We start from the raw sequence: 23,193 nt of genomic DNA on the forward strand, positions 1-23,193 counted from the left end.
TTTTTTTAACAACTATTAGCTTTTTCTTAATAAAACTAACAGTAAATTAATTATTTCCTAAAATTAAAGGTAACCCAGAATCCCCACTTCCAACAACAATTACTTTTGCATTTGGAGACTCGGATAATCTTAAGGTTGCATCTATACCTTTATCTTGTAATATCTTATCTGTTAAAGAAGCACTCAAAATACGGTTAGCATCTGCCTTACCTTGCGCCTCGATAGTAACTTTTTCTGCTTCTTTCTTTGCAGTCACCAAACGAAATTCGTATTCTAAAGATTCTTGTTCTTGCTTTAACTTACGCTCAATTGCATCTTTTATAGTAGTAGGAAGTTTTACGTTTTCCACTAATACACGCTTAACATTTACATATTGCCCATCAAGTTCTTTTCTTACTTCTTCTAATATCTCTAATTCTATAATATCTCTTTTACTAGAATACAATTGTTCTGGTGTATACCTTCCTACAACACTTTTTGCAGCAGCATTAATTGCAGGGCTTAACAATTCTCTAATATAATCCTCTCCTTTAGTTTGTATTAATAATCCTAAGTTTTTAAATTCAGGTTCAAACCATATTGTACCGCTAACTGTAATATCTAAACCATTTACAGAAAGTACATTCATATTATCAGAAATAGATTGCTGACGAACTTTTTGTACAATCATATCATTCCAAGGTGCTACAATATGAAAGCCTTCCCCATAAGTACGTTCCGTATTAATACCATCTCCGAAGGGTTCAAACAAAACACCTCCCTCTCCTGGGCCTATTGTCACTGCTGATTTAGAGATTAATATTGCAAATACAATTAGTGCAAATACCACTGGTATTGCAATTTTAGGTAACTTATCCATTTATCTTGTTTTTAAATTAATCCGTAATATTTTCTTAGGAACCACTCTATGGTTAATGCTAATGCAATTATACCCAAAAGAATTCTAAAGTCTACCAAAGGTACAATATTTTCGGTCTTTTTCTGTACTGGTAAAAGAGCATTATCTTCTACTAATTGTTTTTTTAATTCGGTAGTTTTATTAGAAAAAAACAATCTTCCGTTTGTTTTACTAGCTAAACGTTCTAATTTTTTTGTATTTGCTGACAGAAATTGTTTTTCTACATCAAAATCCGTAATAGAAAAAAAGCCCGATTTGGAGTAACTCTTATCCAAAACCGAAATATTAAAACTATACTTTCCAGGAGTTAAATTAGAAATATCTAACTCAAAAAAATTAGAAACTAATAACATTGGAACCTCCTTTTTAACCCCAGTTTCTTTATTTATTATAGTCGCCATTATTTTTGCGTTTGAATCAAAAGTAAAAGACTCATCAAAATAAGTGGCCGTTATTTTCTCATTATTACTTCCTTGATATACCGACTTATAATCTACGTTTAAGCGATTTTTGTTTTTATAACTCGTAAGATATACCATGATTTTGGCTATAAAATCATCAAAATTCTTAAAATCTTTACTGTTCCTGTATTCCTGAACTCTCCATTTCCAAATATTTTCTCCAAACCAATATGCATCCTTTCTAGCAGTTTCACCAGAAACAATTAATAAAGGATTATCAATATCCACCCCTTTAATTGTCATTTTTAAAATAGATTCCATTTTTCCATGAAGAGTAATCGGTCCTGCATTTGTTTCTAATGGAGGGTAGTCATTTACGGAAAACTCCGAAACATCGAATTTAGAAAAAGAAGAATTTAGTTTAGGTAAAACATCTTGTATTGGATATCCATTTTTAATTGCAATATGCCTCTGAACACTATTTAAAAATCTCCAATCTGTTTTAATACCACTTATAGTAAGAGTATGTACCTTTTTTTTTGATATGAAGTCGTAAACTTGTGTAAAAGAAGAATTTGGTTGATACAAAATAAATACATCTATATTCTCTAAAGAAGACTTGTCCGTATTTGGCGAAATTATAAAGACCTGACGTTGTTCGTTAACTTCGATACTCTTTTTTAAAGCCCCTATGTCTGGATGGAGTATAGAAGAAACCAAACCTATTTTTGTAGTTTCATCTATGACCTCTATATATGCCGATTTTTTATTATTAAACTCATTCTTTTCGTTCTTTAAAGTCTCTACAGAAATTGTGATAGATTTTACCCCTATACTTTTTGCGGTAACGTTAGTTTGTATAATTTTTGAATTTTCTTTTTCCGAAAAATATAATTTTTCTTGATATTCCTTTTTACCATCAACAAATACACTTACCGTTTTATTTATATTAGAGTTTCCATCGTAATTAATTACAGCTTCTACCGGGAATTTATTATTTAAAAAAGAATAAGGATTAGTATTTATTTGTTCGACCCTAACATCTTCATAAACAGTAGTATCACCTATACAGATAGGAAACACTCGCAATTCCTTTTTTAACTTTATATTTTCGTAATCCCTTCCAATGGTTTGGTTTCCGTCTGTTAATAAAACTCCAACAGTAGTAGTTCTACCATAAATATCCTCGGTAGTTCGTAATGCTTTGGTAATATTAGTATTTTTCTCTAAAAAAGTAAGGGAGTCTTTTGCCCTGAAACTCTCTCCGAAGGAGTAAGCACTTATATTAAATTTACTCTTTAATTCTTTTGAAGAACCAAGTTCCTCTAAAGTCTTTTTTATTATATTACTTTCGTTTTTTACAGAAGAGGAATTATCCACCAAAAGAACCAAATTTGCTTTTTCTATTTGGTATTGGTTTTGTATAAACTTTGGGTTGATAAGAAGTAACAAAACTCCGAAAATAGATATAAAACGCAAAAAGGAAAGCACCATAATGGTCTTTCCTTTTGTTTTTTGCCTATGATAATACTGTACAAGTACTAGAATTAGAGCTACTATAACCGCTAAAATAATAAATAGTACCGTTTGTGTTTGCATGTATTAATTGTCTCTCTTCTCGAAATCTTCCTTTTTCCTGGCTTCTACTCTCCTAATTATTAAATAAATTAAAATAGCAAAAAAGCCTCCATAAATTAAAACTATCATAACCAAAGGAAGAAACTCCATTTTATAGATTATTTCAACTTTACTGCGGTACCGTAGGCTAGCATTTCAGCAGCTCCTTGCATTACCTGGGAAGTTGTAAACCGAACGTTAACAACAGCATCTGCACCTAAACGTTGCGCATCATCCAACATACGTTTTATAGCTTGCTCTCTTGCATCTGCTAACAACTTAGTATATTCCGATATTTCGCCGCCAACAATATTTTTAAGTCCAGCAAAAATATCTCTACCTATATTTCTAGCCCTTACCGTACTTCCTCTAACAGCACCTAAACTTTTTTCAATTTCTCGACCTCCAATAGTTTCTGTAGTAACGTATATCATAATTTTTTCTTTAAAAAATACTAAGTAAGCATTCCACCATCTACATTTAACACTTGCCCTGTAACATATCCAGATAAATCAGAAGCGAAAAACAAACAAGCATTAGCAATATCTTCAGGTGCCCCTCCTCTTTTTAAAGGAATACCATCTCTCCATCCTTGCACTACTTTTTCATCTAATTTAGCTGTCATTTCAGTTTCTATAAATCCGGGAGCAATAGCATTACAACGGATATTTCTAGAACCTAATTCCAAAGCAATTGATTTAGTAAAACCAATCATTCCCGCTTTAGAAGCTGCGTAGTTTGCTTGCCCGGCATTTCCTTTAACCCCAACAACACTACTCATATTAATTATAGAGCCTTTACGTTGTTTTAGCATAGTACGCTGCACAGCTTTAGTCATGTTAAAAACAGATTTAAGGTTAATTTCAATTACTTTATCAAAATCTGCCTCTCCCATTCTCATTAACAAATTGTCCTTTGTAATACCTGCATTATTAATTAGTACATCTATACCTCCAAAATCTTCTAGAACTTTAACTACCAATTCTTCCGATTCGCTAAAACTTGCAGCATTACTTTTATAAGCTTTAGCTTTTACACCTTTGCCACTTAATTCTTTTTCTAATTCTAAAGCAGGTGCCTCACTAGAGCTATATGTAAAAGCTACATTTGCCCCGTTTTCTGCAAAAACCTGCGCAATTCCTGTTCCTATTCCTCTACTTGCCCCCGTAATAATTACGTTTTTTCCTTCTAATAATTTCATACTAGCCTTATTTGTTATTTAAAAGTTGGTATAACAAATATACCAATTAAAAAGCCCCCTCATAAATAATGAGAGGGCTTTTATGGTAATATTAAACCTACCCTTTTACTGGTGCGGATTTTTCATAATTAAATAATTCATCAATATTCATTTCTTGCACTTTTCCTAACTTCTTTAAGGCTTTAAAATCTATATCTTTTTTGTTACCAATTACCATCACATTATAATTTTCTCCCTTTATATTACTATTAAAAAAAGTTTTTAAATCACTCAATTTCATATCTTTAATAGCATTATACATATCTTCTCTATTATCATTATCATACCCTCTTTTCTTTAAAGATTCATAGGTCCAGAAGATATTAGATTTTGTAATTCTTTGTGCTGCTATTTTTTTTAAAGTTGCTTCTTTTGCATGATTAAATTGTTCTTCGGCTTCGGGCATATTCGTCATAAGTTCCATCATTGCATCTACAGCTTCCGGTAATTTATTAGCTTGCGTGCCCACATAAGCCATAATATAATCTGAATTTCCTTTTTCTCTTGCATTGCTATACCTAGAGAAGGCAGAATAGGCTAAAGATTTAGATTCCCTAATTTCCTGAAAAACTATTGAAGATGACCCGCTTCCAAAATAAGTATTAAATAATCGTGAAACTGCCATTTTTTTAGCATCGAACTCTGCTCCTTTTGCTAATAATAACATCTCACTTTGTACCATATCGTAATCCACAAAATAAACATTACCTCCAGTTTCATTTTCAACATACTTTTTTCTTTCTGGATACTCTTTCAATGCGTTAACATCAATAGCATGGTTTTTATTCAATGAAGTTAAAGCATTGTCTATATCTTTACCATAATAAAAAATACGCTGTTTATACTCTTTTAACATTTTTACTTTTTCTACTAATTCCTTCGGAGTTATAGCCCTTAATTGAGACATACTATAAATATCTCTTAAACGAGAATTACCCCCATATTTACTGTAACTCATAAGTCCATTCCAAAATATATTGCCCTTCTGGGTTTTAGAATCCTGTCTACCTTTAAGAATTTTGTCCACGTATTTATCATACGATTCTTGATCAGGAACAGCATTTGCCCAAAGATGCTCTAACAATTCCAAACCAGCATTTAAATTTTCTTTTAATCCAGAAATACCAACATATGTTTTGTCATCGGCTGCATTTACCGAATATGATATTCCAATTTTATAAAATTCTTGTTTTAGTTCTTCTGGAGAAAACTTATCGGTCCCTAGATAATTTAAATAACCGGCCGCTAAAGATACCATTGGGTCATTATCCTTACCCATATCAAAAATGATACTTAAATTAAAGATATCATTATTTGGATTTTCGATATAAGATACTTTTAAACCATTTTCTGTTTTTGTTTCCTTAATAGCAGATTTATAATCTACATATTGAGGTTTTAAATTTGGAGAGGAAACGGCATTAAATTCCTTTAAAAAGTTCGATTCTTTATCTCTATTTAATTTAATAGGAGTAATTCCTGGATTTTCGACTTTTATTATATTCTTATCTTCTCCCTTAATTTTATGAACCTCTACATAGTTATCCCCGTATAATTCATTTGCAAAAGCTACTACTTGTTCTTTTGTAATTTTTTTCATCTCATCTAACATACCCAATCGGCTATTCCAGTCTTGAAAACCAATAAAAGCATCTAAATATTCGTAAGCCGTAGAGGATGATTTTTCAAAAGATTTAATTTTAGAAAGACGCAAATCATTCACAACAGCACCAAGTAACCAATCTTCAAATTCCCCTTTTTTAATTTTATCAACTTGTTCTAACAACAAATCTCTGACTTCATCCAAAGTTTGCCCTTGTTTTGGCATACCGTAAAGTAAATGAAATCCATAATCGTTATCAAAATTGGTATAAGAAGATGCATTCTGCACCATCTGTTTTTGATTCAGGTTTAGATCTATTAATCCTGCACTAGAATTAGCTAACATATAATCTATTAATGTTACCATTACCTCCTGCTTATCTCCTTTTCCTTTAGTTCTAAAAGCAACATAAACCGATTCTGCTGTTGGTCCATAAACTTCCTTTTTTACAGAAGCTGCTAATGGAATCTCTTCCGGAAAAGTTGGATGAATAACCTCCTTATTTTTGTAGGTACCAAAAGCAGAATTTACTTTTTTAATAGTTTCTTCAAAATCAATATCTCCAACCATTATAACAGCCATATTATTGGGTACGTAATAGGCATCAAAATAAGCATGAATGGCCTCCATAGACGGATTTTTTAAATGTTCCGATTTACCAAGAGTTGTTTGCGTACCATATGGATGATTTGGGTATAACCCTTCTAAAACAGCGTAATATTGTTTTCTACTATCACTATCCTGCCCCCTATTAAATTCCTCATATACGGCTTCTAATTCCGTATGAAAAAGTCGCAAGACTAACGTTTTAAAACGCTCACTCTCTACACTTAACCATTTATCCAGTTCATTGGAAGGTATTTTATTAACATAAACTGTTTGCTCGTTAGATGTAAAAGCATTGGTGCCTTCTGCACCCAAGGAACCAACCATTTTATCGTATTCATTAGCTATAGCAATACCTGAAGCTTTTAAGGAAATGGAATCAATTTTTTTATAAATTTCCTTTTTCTTTATAATGTCTTTTTCTTTTTTATGAGCCTCATATAAATTAGAAATTTCTTTTAATAAAACATTTTCCTTTTCAAAATCCTGCGTACCAATTTTATCTGTTCCTTTAAAAACCATATGTTCCAGATAATGCGCCAATCCAGTATTGTCAGCAGGGTCATATTTTGAACCAGCCCGTACAGCAATTAAGGTTTGTATTTTTGGTTCCTCGGCATTTTTTCCCAAATACACTTTTAACCCATTTTCTAGAGTATACAGTCGTAAACCGGTTGGGTCATTTTTGACAGTTTCATAGGTAAAACCATTAGCATCTTTTATAGAAGAAGAAATATAACCTTCCTTTTCTGTGTTTGTTTTACAACTTAGCAAAAATAGTAAGCTAAGAATTGAGCTAAAAAGTACTTTTTTCATTGAAATTTATTTAAAAAAATTAGTCTAATGTAATTTACGTAATTATTAGGGGAACTAATTCTAAAATATAATGTAAAAAAAATCCATCATTCTAATGTAAGAATGATGGATTATATGTAAGTACTAATTGTAAAATATTTAACACATAGTGTGCTATCTATCCCATTACTTCTTTTACTTTAAGTCCAATTTCTGCCGGAGAATCTACAACATGAATTCCACATTCTCTCATAATTGCTTTTTTAGCTTGCGCAGTATCATCACTACCACCAACAATAGCACCCGCATGCCCCATAGTTCTTCCTGCAGGAGCAGTTTCCCCTGCTATAAAACCAACTATTGGTTTTTTACTACCACTTTCTTTGTACCACTTAGCAGCATCTGCTTCTAATTGACCACCTATCTCTCCAATCATAACCACACATTCCGTTTCGGAATCGTTGATTAAAAGCTCTACAGCTTCTTTAGTTGTTGTGCCAATAATTGGGTCACCACCAATACCAATTGCAGTAGTTATTCCTAATCCTTGACGAACTACTTGATCTGCAGCCTCATATGTTAATGTCCCTGATTTAGACACAACCCCTACATTACCTTTTTTAAACACAAAACCTGGCATAATACCAACTTTAGCTTCACCTGGTGTAATTACACCTGGACAGTTAGGACCTACTAATCTACAGTCCATATCCTTAATATAGTTAGCTGCTTTTACCATATCGGCAACAGGAATACCTTCTGTTATAGTTATTATAACTTTTATTCCTGCATTAGCAGCTTCCATAATTGCATCGGCAGCAAAAGCTGGTGGAACAAAAATTATAGTAGTATCTGCTCCTACTTTTTCAACCGCTTCTAGAACGGTATTAAAAACAGGTTTACCTAAGTGCTCTTGCCCTCCTTTACCAGGAGTAACACCACCAACAACATTGGTTCCGTAGTCTATCATTTGACCAGCGTGGAAAGTTCCTTCACTTCCTGTAAATCCTTGTACTATTATTTTAGAATCTTTGTTAACTAGAACACTCATACGATTTTATCTTTTTTTTGAACAGCACAAAAATATGCGTTTGTAAATGATTTTTAAAATATTCTTCTTTTAAATTTACTCGATAATCGAGATTTAAATTTTCCTAGGATTGCCTCTAAATAAAACTAATGGCTAATTAATACCTTATAAAGTTACCTCAGGTGGTTTATTTTTCTATCTTTTTTATAAGGTCTGGAATTTTTTTTACGTAGGCCAATTGCTTTAGTTTTTCACGCGATTCTTCTATTGGAGTTCCAAAATAGCTTTTACCACCTTCAACAGATTTTGTTACACCTGTTTGCCCCATAATAACCGCTTTTTTTCCAATAGTTATACCGCTATTAGTACCTACTTGCCCCCACAAGGTTACTTCATCTTCTATAATAACGCAACCCGCTATTCCTGTTTGCGAAGCTATTAAGCATTTTTTTCCAATCACAGTATCATGACCTACATGTACCTGATTATCTAACTTACTTCCTTCTCCTATAGTTGTATCGCCTGTAACCCCTTTATCAATAGTACAGAGAGCTCCTATATCCACATTATCGGCTATAACAACTCTACCTCCAGATATCAACTTATCAAATCCCTCTGGTCTATTTTTATAATAGAATGCATCTCCTCCTAAAACGGTTCCTGCATGAATAGTTACGTTATTTCCAATAATACAATTATCGTAAATTGCTACGTTAGAATGTATTAAACAGTCTTTACCAATCGTTACATTATTTCCAACAAAAGCATTAGGTTGTATTAATGTTCCTTCACCAATCTTAGCACTTTGCGCGATAGAGTTATTAGAATACTCAAATGGACGGAAATGATTGGTGAGTTTATTAAAATCGCGAAAAGGATCATCGGATACTAACAAGGCTTTTCCCCTAGGGCAATCAACTTTCTTATTAATTAAAATAGTTGAAGCTTTTGATGTTAATGCTTTATCGTAATATTTAGGGTGATCTACAAAAACGATATCACCAGTTTCTACTACATGAATCTCATTCATACCAGTAACCAAAAAATCTTCTTCCCCAACATATTCCGATTGAATTATTTGAGAAATTTCTTTTAAAGTATACGTTTTAGGAAATTTCATTGTAGAAAAAATATTATTCTTTTACTCTTTCCATGTAAGCACCTTTTTCGGTATCTACTTTTATTTTATCTCCTTCATTGATAAATAAAGGAACATTTACTTCTGCTCCAGTTTCTACTTTTGCCGGTTTAGTTGCATTTGTGGCCGTATTTCCTTTTACCCCTGGCTCTGTATACGTTACTTCTAAAACAACACTTGCAGGCATATCAACAGATAAAGGCATACTATCCTCTGTATTGAACATAATCTTTACGATAGTCCCTTCTTTTAATAAGCCTGGAGCATCTAAAGCACTTTCTTGCAACGTAATTTGATTATAATCATCTGTATTCATAAAATGATAGGTTTCTCCTTCTGGATACAAAAACTGATAAGAACGTGTTTCTACACGAACATCCTCAATTTTATGACCTGCTGAAAAAGTATTATCTAAAACTTTTCCTGAAGAAACACTTTTTAATTTCGTACGTACAAAAGCAGGACCTTTACCCGGTTTTACATGTAAAAACTCTATTATCTTATAAATATCATTATTATAACGAATGCATAATCCTTTTCTAATATCTGATGTTGATGCCATATTCTATTGTTAGTTTAAGTTTTTGGTAAAATGAACTACCGTTTAATTATTACTGAAATATCCTTTCATAATACCACGCTGCGAATCCCTAATAAATTGAAGAATTTCATCTCGTTCCGGAGTTGCTTCCATCTCAGCTTCAATAATTTGAACCGCTTGCGTATTATTATAACTTTTCTGATATAGTATTCTATAAATATTTTGAATTTCTCTTATTTTATCAGAAGGTATTCCTCTTCTTCTTAAGCCCACGGAATTAATTCCAACATAAGATAATGGCTCACGAGCAGCTTTTACAAAAGGAGGAACATCTTTACGTACTAAAGACCCTCCAGTAACAAAGGCATGCTGACCAACAGAAACAAATTGATGCACAGCCACCAAACCAGCCAATATTACATTATCTCCAACAGTAACATGACCCGCGAGAGTAGAATTATTTGAAAAAATGCAATTATTACCTACTAAACAATCATGTGCCACGTGGCAATACGCCATTATTAAACAGTTTTTTCCAATAACGGTTTTCATTCTATCGGAAGTTCCTTTATGTATCGTAGCACATTCCCTAATAGTTGTATTGTTTCCAATTTCTACTGTAGTTTCCTCTCCTTCATACTTTAAATCTTGAGGTGGTGCAGAAATTACTGCACCTGGGAAAATATTGCAATTTTTGCCAATTCTAGCTCCTTCCATAATGGTAACATTGGACCCTATCCAAGTACCATCGCCAATAGTTACATTATTGTGTATTGTTGTAAATGGCTCTACTACAACATTCTTTGCTATTTTAGCGCCAGGATGAATGTAGGCTAAAGGTTGATTCATATTATTTCTTTTTAGCTATTTGCGCCATTAATTCAGCTTCACAAACTAATTTATTATTTGCATATGCATACGCTTGCATATGACATATTCCTCTTCTTATTGGGGTAATTAAGCTACAATGAAATACTAAAGTATCTCCAGGTAACACTTTTTGCTTAAACTTTACATTATCCATTTTCATGAAAAATGTTAAATAATTCTCCGGATCAGGAACTGTACTCAAAACCAAAATACCACCTGTTTGTGCCATTGCCTCTACTTGAAGAACTCCGGGCATTACAGGAGCTCCAGGAAAATGTCCTTCAAAAAAAGGCTCATTCATAGTAACATTTTTCATACCTACCACATGGGTATCTGAAAGTTCCAAAATTCTATCAATTAATAAAAATGGAGGTCTATGCGGTAGCATATCCATTATCTGATGAATATCCATCAGTGGTGGCAAGTTTAAATCATAAGAAGGTATTTTATTACGCTTTTCTAATTTTATGATTTTAGCTATTTTCTTGGCAAACTGTGTATTTACATAGTGTCCAGGTTTATTTGCTATTACTTTTCCTCTAATACGCGTACCGGCAAGAGCTAAATCTCCAATAACATCTAATAATTTATGCCTTGCCGCCTCATTTGGTTGGTGCAAGGTTAAATTATCTAAAATTCCATTTGGTTTTACAGAAAGCTTTTCTTTATTAAAAGCCTTCAATAATTTTTTCATGGTATCCTCTGAAATTTCTTTATCTACATATACAATAGCATTATTTAAATCTCCTCCTTTAATAAGCCCATGCTCTAACAATGCTTCTAACTCATGAAGAAAACTAAATGTTCTAGCGTCTGCAATTTCACTCTTAAATTCGCTTAATTTTTCTAAAGTTGCATTTTGAGTACCAAGAACTTTAGTCCCGAAATCTACCATGGTAGTTACCATATACGTATCCGAAGGTATTATAGTTATTTCACTACCAGTCGCTTCGTCTTTATATGATATAACATCTTTTACAATATATTCCTCTCTTTCAGCTTCTTGCTCTACTATACCAGCTTCTTCCAGGGATTTTACAAAAAACTTAGAAGAACCGTCCATAATAGGAGGTTCAGGTGCATTTAATTCAATTAAAACATTATCAATCTCTAAACCAACTAAAGCCGCTAAAACATGTTCCGAGGTCTGAATTTTAACACCTTGCTTCTCTAAATTTGTACCTCGTTGTGTATTAACAACATAATTCGCATCTGCTTCTATTATAGGCTCTCCTTCTATATCTACTCGCTTAAAAGCGTATCCATGGTTCTCCGGAGCTGGTACAAATTTAAGTGTTACATTTTCTCCCGTATGTAAACCTACACCGGTCAAAATAACTTCTTTTCCAATTGTTCTTTGGTTTTGCGTTGTTTTACTCACAATGATTTTTTTTTTCCAATTGATTTATTTTACTAACTAATTTGGGTAAATTTTTAAAATGAACATAAGACTTATTGTAATCCCCATAATTTAATGCTGGTGATCCTTGCAATATTTCATTATCCTTTACATTTCTACCAATACCAGATTGGGCTTGTATTCTAACATTATCACCTATAGTAATATGCCCTACGATGCCTACCTGCCCGCCAATCATACAATTCTTGCCAATTTTAGCAGAGCCAGCAATACCAGTTTGAGCTGCTATAACCGTATTCTCTCCTATTTCTACATTATGCGCTATTTGTATCTGATTATCTAGTTTAACGCCTTTTCTTAGAATTGTAGATCCCAATGTCGCCCTATCTATGGTTGTACCTGCTCCAACATCAATATTATCTTCTAATATAACATTTCCAGTTTGCGGAATTTTACTAAATGACCCATCTTTATTGGGTGCAAAACCAAAACCATCTGAACCAACAATAGCACCACTATGAATAGTACAATTATCGCCAATAATAGATTCTGAATAAATTTTTGCACCTGGAAATATGGTACAATTACTTCCTATTGTTACATTATCTCCGATATAAACATTTGGGTAAACTTTTACATTACTATTAAGAACTACGTTAGCTCCTATATATGCAAATGCCCCTATGTAAACATCTTTCTCGTATTTTGCGGAATCGGCAATAAATACAGGGTTTTCAATTCCATGTTTATTATTCTTTACTTCATTATAATACTCCAATAGTTTAGAAAAAGATTCATAAGCATTATCTACTTTAATAAGAGTAGTAGATAAATCTTGCTCAGGAATAAAGTCTTTATTCACTATTGTAACCGAAGCTTTTGTCGTATAAATATGTGAAGTATATTTAGGGTTAGCTAAAAAGGTTAATGCCCCTTTTTCTCCCTCTTCAATCTTGGCTAGTTTATGAACGGCAATTTCTGGGTTTCCTTGAATTTCCCCTTCCAATATGCCTGCAATTTGACCCGCTGTAAATACCATGAGCACAAAAGTAAGAAAAATAGTTAAACGTAATCTTTAGGGTAGCAGATATAATATTTGGTTACCGTCTTAGATAATGCCTTAATATTTAAATAATCCGATAACTTAGCTACATCGCTAACTTTTCCATTCTTTTTAAGAATGTTAATGGTCTGATACTCCTTATTATAAGCTTTATTCTTAATCTCTCCAGTAAATACAAAATAGTTTGTTTCTTCGTCCGTTAGATTATTTTTTTCCTTAATTTTTTTAAAATGTTTATTCAGTTTAGCATCAGATATAGGTTCATTTTTAACTTTTACGTGTAATAACCTTCTATTTATAACCATTTGACACAATTGAGACAAAACAAAATCATTACACTCTTGCCAATTCTTTATTGCAGAGAGTATATCTATGTCATCTAGTTTTGAGAATTTTATTAAAACTTCTAAGTCAAAATTATTTATATCTACTTTGTTTTCTAAAAAGTAGAGCAAATTTTTACTACAATCTAACACTTCTCCTCGTAAAATTAACTCTTTGGAACGTTTTAAAATTCGCATGAGCAATTGTTCTGCAGCAACTCCTGTTTTATGTAGGTATACCTGCCAATACATAAATCTACGAGCCATAATAAATTTCTCTACACTATAAATCCCCTTCTCCTCTAATACCAACTCCCCGTCTACTACATTTAACATAGTAATAAGCCTTTCTGCGTTGGTATTGCCTTCTGCAACTCCGGTATAAAAACTATCTCTCTTTAGATAATCTAGCCTATCCATATCTAATTGACTAGAAACTAGCTGATTCAAAAACTTTTTTGGGTAGTTTCCGTTAAATATTTCCAGGGCAAGCGTTAAACTTCCGTTAAACCTTTTATTCAGTTCTTCCATAAAACATAAAGAAATATGTTCATGATGCACTCCTTCTACAATACTATGCTCCATAGCATGCGAAAATGGTCCGTGGCCAATATCATGCAAAAGAATAGCTATTAAGAGTCCTTCTTCTTCTTCTTTAGTCAATTCAACCTGCTTAAAACGAAGTACTTGTATAGCTCTTTGCATTAAATGCATACAACCTAAAGCATGATGAAAACGAGTATGATGTGCTCCGGGGTAAACTAAATAAGACATACCCATTTGCGAAATTCGCCTTAAGCGCTGAAAAAAAGGATCTGCAATTAGATCAAAGATTAATGTACTTGGAATTCTAATAAATCCGTAAATTGGATCATTAAATATTTTAAGTTTATTAGATTTTATCAAAATCAATTTTATTTACGCACAAATATAAGTACTAAATGAACAAGATTACAATACTATGGGTAGATGATGAGATAGATTTGCTAAAACCTCACATATTATTCCTTGAAGCAAAAAATTACACTGTTGTAACCTGTAAAAGTGGACAAGAAGCCCTAGAAGAACTTCTGGAAACCAGAGTGGATATTGTTTTTTTAGATGAAAACATGCCAGGAATTTCTGGATTAGAAACTCTAAGCGAAATTAAAATACTAGACTCTACCCTCCCGGTTGTGATGATAACCAAAAGCGAGGAAGAACTTATTATGGAAGAAGCAATTGGCTCTAAAATTGCTGATTATCTTATAAAACCTGTAAACCCCAATCAAATATTATTATCCCTAAAAAAGAACCTAGATCATTCTCGTCTTGTTTCCGAAAAAACCACCGCGGATTACCAGCAGGAATTTCGAAAAATTGCAATGGATTTATCCATGGTAAATACTTTAGAAGAATGGGTGGAGCTTTATAAAAAATTAATTTATTGGGAACTTCAATTAGAAGAGATTGAAGACAGTAGCATGTTCGAGATTTTGGAATCTCAAAAAGTAGAAGCTAATAATCAATTTTCTAAATTTATTGATAAGAATTATGAAGATTGGTTTGCTAGTAAAGACGCTCCAATATTATCGCATACTTTGTTTAAAAAATGGATTGCTCCAGAACTAAAAAATAACAAAACATTATTGGTGGTTATAGATAACCTTCGTTATGATCAATGGTGTGCTTTTGAAGATACTGTAAATTCTTTTTATAAAAAGACCAAAGAATCTGCCTATTTTAGTATTCTGCCTACAGCTACGCAATATGCCCGAAATGCTATTTTTTCTGGACTAACACCACTAGAAATGGAAAAGAGACATCCAGAATGGTGGAAAAATGACACCGATGAAGGAGGCAAAAATCTCTTTGAAGATAAATTTTTAGGTGCACAAATAAAGAGATTAGGTTTAGATATAAAATGGGAATACCACAAAATCAGTAGCTTAAAACAAGGAAAACAACTTTCTCAAAATTTTAAATCGCAAAAAGAAAACCATTTAACAGCTATTGTATATAATTTTGTAGATATGCTTTCTCACTCCAAAACAGAGATGGAAGTTATTAAAGAATTAGCCTCTAATGACAAAGCATACAGATCATTAACAAAGAGTTGGTTTAAAAATTCGCCATTGTTAGAGATTATACAACAAGCACAAAGTATGGGTATGAAGCTAATTATTACAACGGACCATGGAACCATTAATGTAAAACAACCTTCTAAGGTTATCGGAGATAAAGAAACCAGTTTAAATTTAAGATATAAAACGGGTCGCAGTTTAAGCTATGAAAATAAAGAAGTCGTTGCAGCAACTAATCCTAAAAATATTCAATTACCTAGTATAAATATGAGTAGTTCTTTTATTTTTGCAAAAAATGATATGTTTTTTGCTTACCCCAATAATTATAATCATTACGTAAACTATTATAGAAATACCTACCAACATGGTGGTGTTTCCTTAGAAGAAATGATTATTCCTTTTGTGGTATTAGAGCCTAAGTAATTTTTTTATGACAATAATATACTCTGAAGACCAACTACCTGAAGTTGCTGAAGAAATTTTAAGAAATATCCCAACCAAAACTGTTGCTTTTTATGGAGAAATGGGAGCTGGTAAGACTACTTTAATAAAAGAAATAGCAAAAAAATTAGATGTTATAGATGGCACCAATAGCCCAACTTTTGGAATAGTTAATGAGTATGAAAACAATATAGGCGAGTTAATAGCCTATCATTTTGATTTTTACCGCTTAAATGATGAGAATGAAGCTTTAGATTTTGGTTTAGAGGACTATTTTAATAAAAATGTTTGGGTGTTTATGGAATGGCCAGAAAAAATACCTTCTTACTTACCAGAAAACACCACATCTATTAAAATTGAAATCGTAGATTCAACAAACAGAAAATTACAAATGTAGATTGGTCAATTCAATTCACTACTTACCTACAACACCGATTAAATACATGTATTACCGATTAAGTGTTGAATTTTAACGTTTAAATGCATATTTTCTAGGTAATTTTAGTTACTTTCGTATCGAGAAGAACACCGAATACCTAACTAAATACCTTAGAAAATGAAAAAAATTATTTTTGCATGTGCAGCATTGGTTACTTTAATGGCTTTTTCTTGTTCCCCTAACACATCTTCAGAAGATGATTCGTTATATGAACAAGGGATAGATAAAGGCTCTATCAAATTAAAACGATAAAAGTTAAATATTAAAAATCTAGAAAAAAGGAGCAATAATATTGCTCCTTTTTTGTTCTATATAAGTTAAACCAAATTGTTAGCTCTATATGGACTCCATAGTAAATCCAAGAAAGGCAAAAAAAAAGATAATAATTGAATCATTTATCTTAAGCATAATAGCGCTCACACCTTTTCTATTTAAAGCATACGATTACTTTCCCGGACCAAATAGCCGTGGAGCTCATGATACTATTTCTTTTTTAGGAATCACAGTAGGAAGTAATGGTTTTGATAGTATTTCAACTAATATTTGGTTTTACTCCAGTAAATTAATCCCTCTTACATTACTAATCTTATGGTTTTTTACCTCTAAAAATTGGTGGTATCATATAATAATAATACCAATAGCCACATACGCATTTCAATTATTTGAACTAATATTTTCCGAAGATAATGTTATTGACAGCGAAAACATATGGTGGGTAATCCCGGTATGTATGGTGGTGATACCCATAGTTTATTTTATACGAATAAAACTTTATGACAGATATGTTCATGGCATTGACATTGAAGCCATGGAAAGAGAATTAAACATTCTTAAACAAAAACAAAAAAAGGCTAACAAAGATTCTACAAGCACTGACACAATAGAAGTCGATAAAAATAAAAAGGTATATGAGGTAGAGGACAAATTTAAAGTCTATTCGCTATCCGAAGAATTAAACCGAAAGCTATCTACTCATAATATAGAAAAACAATTTAAGCATATGCAAGACACTTTGCTTAATTGGTTTCATCTAAAATTCTAACCTCACCTTACGAACTTTACTAAGGGTTTTATCCGCACCCATATTATTTCATTAAAAATTGTAAATTTGATATTAGCCATTTATTTATGGTACCATCTTTATATATGTTTATATGAATGAATTAACATCGCCTTTTAGCAAAGACCAATTACTACCCCAAGAAGAGACTTTAGAGATTTTAAAACAAAAAGGGGAGCTTTTCATTGGCCTTCCTAAAGAAAATCAATACCAAGAAAAACGTATCTGTTTAACCCCCGATGCGGTAAATGCTATTACTGCAAATGGACATAGAGTATTGGTTGAAGCTGGTGCAGGAGAAGGTGCTAATTTTTCTGATATGGATTATACAGAGGCAGGAGCAGAAGTAACTAAAGATACCAAAAAAGTATTTTCTTGTCCACTACTATTAAAAGTAGAACCTCCTACCCTTACAGAAATAGAAATGCTTAACCCTCAGGCAACAGTAATTTCTGCTTTACAAATAAAAACTCAAAATAAGAGTTACTTTGAGGCAATGGCAAAAAAACGAATTACTGCCATTGCATTTGAATACATTCAAGATTCTGATGGAAAATATCCTGCGGTACGTTCTTTAAGTGAAATAGCCGGAATTTCTTCCGTTTTAATTGCTTCGGAATTAATGGCAGATACTAATAAGGGAAATGGGTTAATGTTTGGCAATATCAGTGGTGTCCCACCTGTGGAAGTTGTAATTATTGGCGCTGGAACTGTAGGTGAGTTTGCTGCAAGATCCGCTATTGGCTTAGGTGCTAATATTAGAGTATTTGACAACTCTATTACCAAATTAAGAAAAATACAAACGAACCTAAATCAAACTATTTACACATCAACCATTCAACCAAAAAACCTTTTAAAAGCACTTAAAAGATGTGATGTTGCTATTGGAGCTACTCGAGGAAAAGACCGCTCCCCCGTTGTTGTTAGTAAAACAATGGTAGAAAACATGAAAAAAGGGGCCGTAATTATAGATGTCAGTATTGATATGGGAGGTTGTTTTGAAACTAGTGAAATAACAAACCATAACAAACCCACCGTGGAAAAGTATGATGTTGTTCATTACTGTGTTCCAAATATTCCATCAAGGTACCCAAAAACTGCTTCAGTATCTATTAGTAATATTTTTACTCCTTATTTATTAAAATTGGGAGATGATGGCGGAATAGAAAATTCTTTGCGTTTTGACAAAGGTCTAAGAAATGGGCTGTATCTTTACCACGGAATTTTAACCAATAAAACTGTAGGAGAATGGTTCGACCTACAATACAGCGACATCAATTTTCTGATATTTTAATATGGCATTTGTAAAACGTTTAGGCTATTTTTTATTTGGCTTATCTATAGGAATAGTTTTTTTAACTTTCTTTTTTAAGAAAAAAACCGCGGAAACTGGCGTTTCCTTTTGTTATTTACCAAATTGTAGGGTATTAAAAGATATTAGATCTAAACAACTACATTATTCAGACGATATAAATCAAATGCTATTAAACAAAGAGTTAGATACTACAGACATTATATTTCTACTTAAAGAAGGAGATGTAGATTTTAGCAAAAGTGATACAAAATCTAATCCGTGCAAAACATATCTTATTGAAGGAGAATTACACGGAAAAGAGGCCTTTTTAACGGTGAAAAATTGCAACAGCAAAGCACAAATTAGCACTCTAGAATATTAAATTTTCCTGCGCTTACGCTCTGCTTTTATTAAAGAAAGTTCCCTACTCGTTTGCCCTGCAACGGAAGTGTTTTCTTCTGCTCGCCTAATTAAATAAGGCATAACGTCTCTTACTGGTCCAAATGGTAAATATTTAGCAACATTATAATCGTTATCCGCTAAATTAAACGATATGTGATCACTCATCCCATATAATTGACCAAACCAAACTCGCTTATCGGTTCTAGAGATATTTTTGTTTTTTAATATTTCTATTAACCTATAACTACTCGCCTCATTATGAGTACCACAAAATAAGGAAATATCATCTACATTAGCTGCTATATAATCTACTGCAGCATCAAAATTTATATCAGTTTCTTGTTTACTTGCACATATTGGCGTAGGATATCCTTTTTCTTTAGCCCTCTCGTTTTCTTTTTCCATATAAGCCCCTCGAACTACTTTAAGGCCTATTTTAAATCCTTTTTCCAAAGAACGTTTATGTAATTTTTTAAGATACTCCAGACGATCCCAACGATACATCTGTAAAGTATTAAAGATAACTGGTTTTTTTTGATTGTATTTTTCCATCATATCTTCTACCAATTGATCCGCAGCATCTTGCATCCAGCTTTCTTCACCATCAATAAGGAGAGAAACTTCCATATCGTAGGCTTTTTTACAAACTTTATCGAACCTGTAAACAACACGCTCCCACTCTTTAAGCTCTTCAGGAGATAAATCTTCTTTTTTACTTACTTTTTCATACAAAGCAAATCTTCCAAATCCGGTTGGCTTAAATACTGCAAAAGGGATGGAATCTTTTTCTTTTACAAAATTTAATATTTTCAATATTTTCTCAAGAGCTTGATCAAAAGTTGCTTCTTCTGCTTTTCCTTCAACAGAATAATCCAAAACAGAACAAACTCCTTTTTTCCACATCTTGCTAACCACAGGAAGACAATCTTCCTCATTAACACCTCCACAAAAATGATCAAAAACGGTTGCCCTTATTAAACCTTCCACAGGCAAATGTGCCTTTATTGCAAAATTGGTCATTAACGTTCCCATTTTCACTAATGGTTCATTAGCTATCATTTTAAAAAGGAAATACCCTCTTTCTAATTCAGAATCCGTTTTTAAAGCAAATGCTGTTGCCGTATTCTCAAAAATATGCTTCATTTTTTATTATATTAATCAGAATCAAATATAATAACACATTTTATATATTTTACGTTTAAAATTACCTTTATTTTGCAGTGATAAACGTTTTTTTAGAGCTTTACTTTGGAATAAAAATGTAAATGTTCTGAGGCTTGCCTCTAAATAAAAATTAGTTTCCATTTAGTACCTTGCAGGCTCGTCCTGCGGCAGTTTAACTATGTAAGAAAATCTTAAATTTTATATGAAATCTATAGCCACCTCCTCTTATTCTATTCATTTTAATGAAGATGCTTTCGAAGCTCTTAATACCCATTTAGAAAAAGGAGCTTACTCTACGGTATTTATTCTTGTAGATGAGAATACACATGAACATTGTCTTCCAATGTTTATGTCTCAAATAACTGGAGATTATTCTTTTGAAATTATAGAAATAGTATCTGGAGAAGAAAACAAACATATAGAAACATGCTTAGGTGTTTGGAATGCTTTATCTGAACTTGGTGGTGATCGTAAAAGTATTATGTTGAATTTAGGCGGCGGGGTTTTAACGGACTTAGGAGGATTTGTAGCTTCTACTTTTAAAAGAGGTATACACTTTATAAATATCCCGACTACGCTTCTTTCTATGGTAGATGCTTCTGTTGGAGGAAAAACAGGAGTAGATTTAGGTCCTTTAAAAAACCAAGTAGGAGTAATTAACCAACCCCAGATGGTGCTTATTGTTCCTTATTTCCTACAGACTTTAGAAGATAGACAAGTTCAAAGTGGATTTGCAGAAATGCTAAAGCACGGTCTTATCAAAGATGAAAAATACTGGAGCGAGTTAAAAAAAGTTACTTCTTTCAAAGAAATGGAAGATCATATACATGATTCCGTTATTATTAAAAATGATGTAGTAACTATTGACCCAACGGAACAAAATCTTCGAAAAATATTAAATTACGGACATACTTTAGGCCATGCCGTAGAATCTCATTATTTAGAAAGCAAAGACCTACCCACTCTTTTACATGGCGAAGCTATTGCTATAGGAATGATACTCGAAGGTTATTTATCATATAAATTAACAGGGCTACCAAAAGAACAGCTAGAAGATATTAAAGAAACATTTTTAAATCGTTACCCAAAAATTGAGTTTGCGGATGCTGATATTGAAAGTATTTTAAAATTATTAAAATTTGATAAAAAGAACTCTCATGGCAATATTAATTTTGTTTTATTAAATAGCATAGGAAAAGCTGTATACGATATAAAAGTTTCTAACGATTTATATTATGAAGCATTTTCTTACTACAAAGAATAAGACATTCATGTACTAAAATCTTCATTTTACAACTCTCTACAATTTGCAAAGCATAAATTATATAGTTTAGGTTTACAAATAACCTATAAACCATATTCACATGTTACGCAAACTAGTAGATTACAAAAAATTAGATCATAATTTAACAACATTATTAATAGATACCTACCCACATGGCTATGGCGATGAAGATATTATAATATTTAAGAATTTAAATGGTGAAATTATAGAAACTGTAGAATTACGCACGGAAGACACCATATACCTTGTAAAAATCAGTAAAAGCTTATCTAACTTTATTGCAAATTTTGAAGACAGTTTAGAAAGAGGCACTAACTCAAATGCTTCTAAAAAAATAGAAGAAACAGAGAAATTAGAATTAGATATGAATGAGGAGGAATCTAAATCCTAGGAATATCTTTCTTGCAAAATAGTACAGTGGTGTTTTTGGTGACCGCTAATAACAAAGCCAATACCAGCAACACTCCACCTTATACCACTTGCAGTCCCGGTATAGTTTAACTGTGTATTTTGTAAATTTTTATATAAAGAAATACTAGCTTCTCTTACAGATAAATATTCTTCTAAGATACTTTCTTTAGTACGATTACTAACATCTGTATTTGCCATATACTCATCTTGATCAAAACCAGGTAAAGCACTTTTGTCATTTTTAGAAAAACTAAAGGCTCTATACTGAAACACTCTTTCCGTATCTATAATATGCATAATTACTTCAGCAATTGTCCATTTACCTTCTCCGTAAGAATAGCCTAATTTAGATTCATCTAAGCTATTTATAAATTGAATCATCCAATTTTTACCATCCACCAATTCAGTAAATAAGTTCACATCCCCTATTGCATTTAAATAAGTAGCATAAAACTCTTTATACTCTATTGGTTTTAATTCTGATTTCTTCATATTTATAATAGTAACAAAAAAAGTCCCAATCCAAAATGAAAGGGACTCTTATAATTAAATATAAATTAACACATTTACAACTCGTTGAAGATGGTATGCATTAATCTCTTTTTATCATTGATGCTTTCTTCTAACGAAATCATTGTTTCTGTTCTACTAATGCCTTCAATATCATCTATCTTAAATATTATATTTTTAGCATGCGTAGTGTCTTTAGCTCTTATTTTACAAAAGATATTAAATTTACCAGTTGTAATATGCGCCACAGTAACATTTGGTATTTCATTTAATCTTTCTAAAACAAATTTAGTCTGATGCGTTTTTTCTAAATAAATACCCACGTAAGCAATAAAAGAATACCCTAATTTAACATAATCCAAAGTTAAAGAAGAACCTTTTATAATTCCTGCTTCTTCCATTTTTTTAACTCTAACATGCACCGTTCCAGCAGAAATTAAAAGCTTTTTTGCTATATCTGTGAATGGTGTTCTGGTGTTGTCAATCAACATATCCAGAATTTGGTGATCAATTTCGTCTAACTTAACCTTACTCATTTTGTAATTAATTTAGATGCAAAAATAATAAATTACAGAATTAAATTTAATAAAACTTGAGTATTTTTAACAAAAATGTAAAGTTTTTTAAGTTTTTAGTAAA

General features: G+C 32.1%; 23 protein-coding genes. 8 read left to right on the forward strand and 15 right to left on the reverse strand.

The annotated features are described in order from the left end of the window. Positions 1 to 46: 46 nt before the first annotated feature. From Q0856_RS15490 to Q0856_RS15545, 12 genes are all read right to left on the reverse strand, one after another. Complete coding sequence (locus Q0856_RS15490) at positions 47 to 859, reverse strand: prohibitin family protein (protein ID WP_298506514.1); 813 nt, start codon at positions 857 to 859, stop codon at positions 47 to 49. Positions 860 to 870: 11 nt separating this feature from the next. Continuing rightward, positions 871 to 2,898, reverse strand: coding sequence for a vWA domain-containing protein (locus Q0856_RS15495; RefSeq protein WP_298506517.1), 2,028 nt, complete (start codon positions 2,896 to 2,898; stop codon positions 871 to 873). Positions 2,899 to 3,035: 137 nt separating this feature from the next. Next, positions 3,036 to 3,350, reverse strand: a complete 315-nt coding sequence (locus tag Q0856_RS15500; protein WP_298480155.1) for a YbjQ family protein — start codon at positions 3,348 to 3,350, stop codon at positions 3,036 to 3,038. 20 nt (positions 3,351 to 3,370) lie between these two features. Continuing rightward, positions 3,371 to 4,117, reverse strand: a complete 747-nt coding sequence (gene fabG, locus Q0856_RS15505) for a 3-oxoacyl-[acyl-carrier-protein] reductase (protein WP_298480153.1) — start codon at positions 4,115 to 4,117, stop codon at positions 3,371 to 3,373. Positions 4,118 to 4,214: 97 nt separating this feature from the next. After that, positions 4,215 to 7,181 (reverse strand): M16 family metallopeptidase, encoded by a 2,967-nt coding sequence (locus Q0856_RS15510; RefSeq protein WP_298506520.1) that lies wholly within the window; start codon positions 7,179 to 7,181, stop codon positions 4,215 to 4,217. A 157-nt stretch (positions 7,182 to 7,338) separates the two neighbouring features. Continuing rightward, positions 7,339 to 8,211 carry a succinate--CoA ligase subunit alpha gene (gene sucD, locus Q0856_RS15515; protein WP_298480148.1) on the reverse strand — a complete coding sequence of 291 codons (873 nt, stop codon included), beginning with the start codon at positions 8,209 to 8,211 and terminating at the stop codon, positions 7,339 to 7,341. A gap of 166 nt (positions 8,212 to 8,377) precedes the next feature. Then, positions 8,378 to 9,310 (reverse strand): UDP-3-O-(3-hydroxymyristoyl)glucosamine N-acyltransferase, encoded by a 933-nt coding sequence (locus Q0856_RS15520; protein ID WP_298480145.1) that lies wholly within the window; start codon positions 9,308 to 9,310, stop codon positions 8,378 to 8,380. A gap of 13 nt (positions 9,311 to 9,323) precedes the next feature. After that, positions 9,324 to 9,890: an elongation factor P gene (gene efp, locus Q0856_RS15525; RefSeq protein ID WP_298480142.1), complete on the reverse strand. Its 567-nt coding sequence runs from the start codon at positions 9,888 to 9,890 to the stop codon at positions 9,324 to 9,326. Between the two features lie 42 nt (positions 9,891 to 9,932). Next, on the reverse strand, positions 9,933 to 10,718 hold the full coding sequence (gene lpxA, locus Q0856_RS15530; RefSeq protein WP_298480139.1) for an acyl-ACP--UDP-N-acetylglucosamine O-acyltransferase: 786 nt from the start codon (positions 10,716 to 10,718) through the stop codon (positions 9,933 to 9,935). Between the two features lies 1 nt (position 10,719). After that, complete coding sequence (locus Q0856_RS15535) at positions 10,720 to 12,120, reverse strand: bifunctional UDP-3-O-[3-hydroxymyristoyl] N-acetylglucosamine deacetylase/3-hydroxyacyl-ACP dehydratase (RefSeq protein ID WP_298506522.1); 1,401 nt, start codon at positions 12,118 to 12,120, stop codon at positions 10,720 to 10,722. Then, positions 12,113 to 13,138, reverse strand: a complete 1,026-nt coding sequence (gene lpxD, locus Q0856_RS15540; protein ID WP_298480131.1) for a UDP-3-O-(3-hydroxymyristoyl)glucosamine N-acyltransferase — start codon at positions 13,136 to 13,138, stop codon at positions 12,113 to 12,115. Before lpxD ends, Q0856_RS15535 begins: the two co-directional genes overlap by 8 nt. 23 nt (positions 13,139 to 13,161) lie before the next feature. Further along, positions 13,162 to 14,391: an HD domain-containing protein gene (locus Q0856_RS15545; RefSeq protein WP_298480127.1), complete on the reverse strand. Its 1,230-nt coding sequence runs from the start codon at positions 14,389 to 14,391 to the stop codon at positions 13,162 to 13,164. Between the two features lie 35 nt (positions 14,392 to 14,426). On the opposite strand from Q0856_RS15545, the gene Q0856_RS15550 reads away from it, so the two are divergent. From Q0856_RS15550 to Q0856_RS15575, 6 genes are all read left to right on the forward strand, one after another. Further along, entirely contained in the window at positions 14,427 to 15,971 is a 1,545-nt protein-coding gene (locus Q0856_RS15550) for a PglZ domain-containing protein (protein WP_298480124.1), read from the forward strand. Between the two features lie 7 nt (positions 15,972 to 15,978). Next, positions 15,979 to 16,386, forward strand: a complete 408-nt coding sequence (tsaE, locus tag Q0856_RS15555) for a tRNA (adenosine(37)-N6)-threonylcarbamoyltransferase complex ATPase subunit type 1 TsaE (protein ID WP_298480121.1) — start codon at positions 15,979 to 15,981, stop codon at positions 16,384 to 16,386. A gap of 159 nt (positions 16,387 to 16,545) precedes the next feature. Next, the gene (locus tag Q0856_RS15560) at positions 16,546 to 16,680 is read left to right on the forward strand and encodes a hypothetical protein (RefSeq protein ID WP_298480119.1); all 135 of its coding nucleotides are present in this window, start codon (positions 16,546 to 16,548) and stop codon (positions 16,678 to 16,680) included. Between the two features lie 88 nt (positions 16,681 to 16,768). After that, entirely contained in the window at positions 16,769 to 17,470 is a 702-nt protein-coding gene (locus Q0856_RS15565) for a hypothetical protein (RefSeq protein ID WP_298506525.1), read from the forward strand. Between the two features lie 112 nt (positions 17,471 to 17,582). Further along, positions 17,583 to 18,782, forward strand: a complete 1,200-nt coding sequence (locus tag Q0856_RS15570; protein ID WP_298480114.1) for an alanine dehydrogenase — start codon at positions 17,583 to 17,585, stop codon at positions 18,780 to 18,782. Between the two features lies 1 nt (position 18,783). After that, positions 18,784 to 19,164 (forward strand): DUF4258 domain-containing protein, encoded by a 381-nt coding sequence (locus tag Q0856_RS15575; protein WP_298506528.1) that lies wholly within the window; start codon positions 18,784 to 18,786, stop codon positions 19,162 to 19,164. Here Q0856_RS15575 and Q0856_RS15580 read toward each other — a convergent pair. Further along, positions 19,161 to 20,327, reverse strand: a complete 1,167-nt coding sequence (locus Q0856_RS15580) for a proline dehydrogenase family protein (protein WP_298480110.1) — start codon at positions 20,325 to 20,327, stop codon at positions 19,161 to 19,163. The genes Q0856_RS15575 and Q0856_RS15580 overlap by 4 nt on opposite strands. Positions 20,328 to 20,550: 223 nt before the next feature. On the opposite strand from Q0856_RS15580, the gene aroB reads away from it, so the two are divergent. Together aroB and Q0856_RS15590 are read left to right on the forward strand one after the other, a co-directional pair. Further along, entirely contained in the window at positions 20,551 to 21,612 is a 1,062-nt protein-coding gene (gene aroB, locus Q0856_RS15585) for a 3-dehydroquinate synthase (RefSeq protein WP_298506530.1), read from the forward strand. A 100-nt stretch (positions 21,613 to 21,712) separates the two neighbouring features. After that, entirely contained in the window at positions 21,713 to 22,024 is a 312-nt protein-coding gene (locus tag Q0856_RS15590; RefSeq protein ID WP_298480106.1) for a hypothetical protein, read from the forward strand. Here the strand turns inward: Q0856_RS15590 and Q0856_RS15595 are convergent. Both Q0856_RS15595 and Q0856_RS15600 read right to left on the reverse strand, forming a co-directional pair. Then, positions 22,021 to 22,536 (reverse strand): DinB family protein, encoded by a 516-nt coding sequence (locus tag Q0856_RS15595; protein ID WP_298506533.1) that lies wholly within the window; start codon positions 22,534 to 22,536, stop codon positions 22,021 to 22,023. The two genes, Q0856_RS15590 and Q0856_RS15595, sit on opposite strands and share 4 nt — an antisense overlap. Positions 22,537 to 22,610: 74 nt before the next feature. After that, positions 22,611 to 23,090: a winged helix-turn-helix transcriptional regulator gene (locus Q0856_RS15600; protein WP_298480102.1), complete on the reverse strand. Its 480-nt coding sequence runs from the start codon at positions 23,088 to 23,090 to the stop codon at positions 22,611 to 22,613. Positions 23,091 to 23,193: the final 103 nt, after the last annotated feature.

The sequence above is a fragment of the uncultured Maribacter sp. genome (genome assembly GCF_947496775.1).
Taxonomy (GTDB): Bacteria; Bacteroidota; Bacteroidia; order Flavobacteriales; family Flavobacteriaceae; genus Maribacter_B.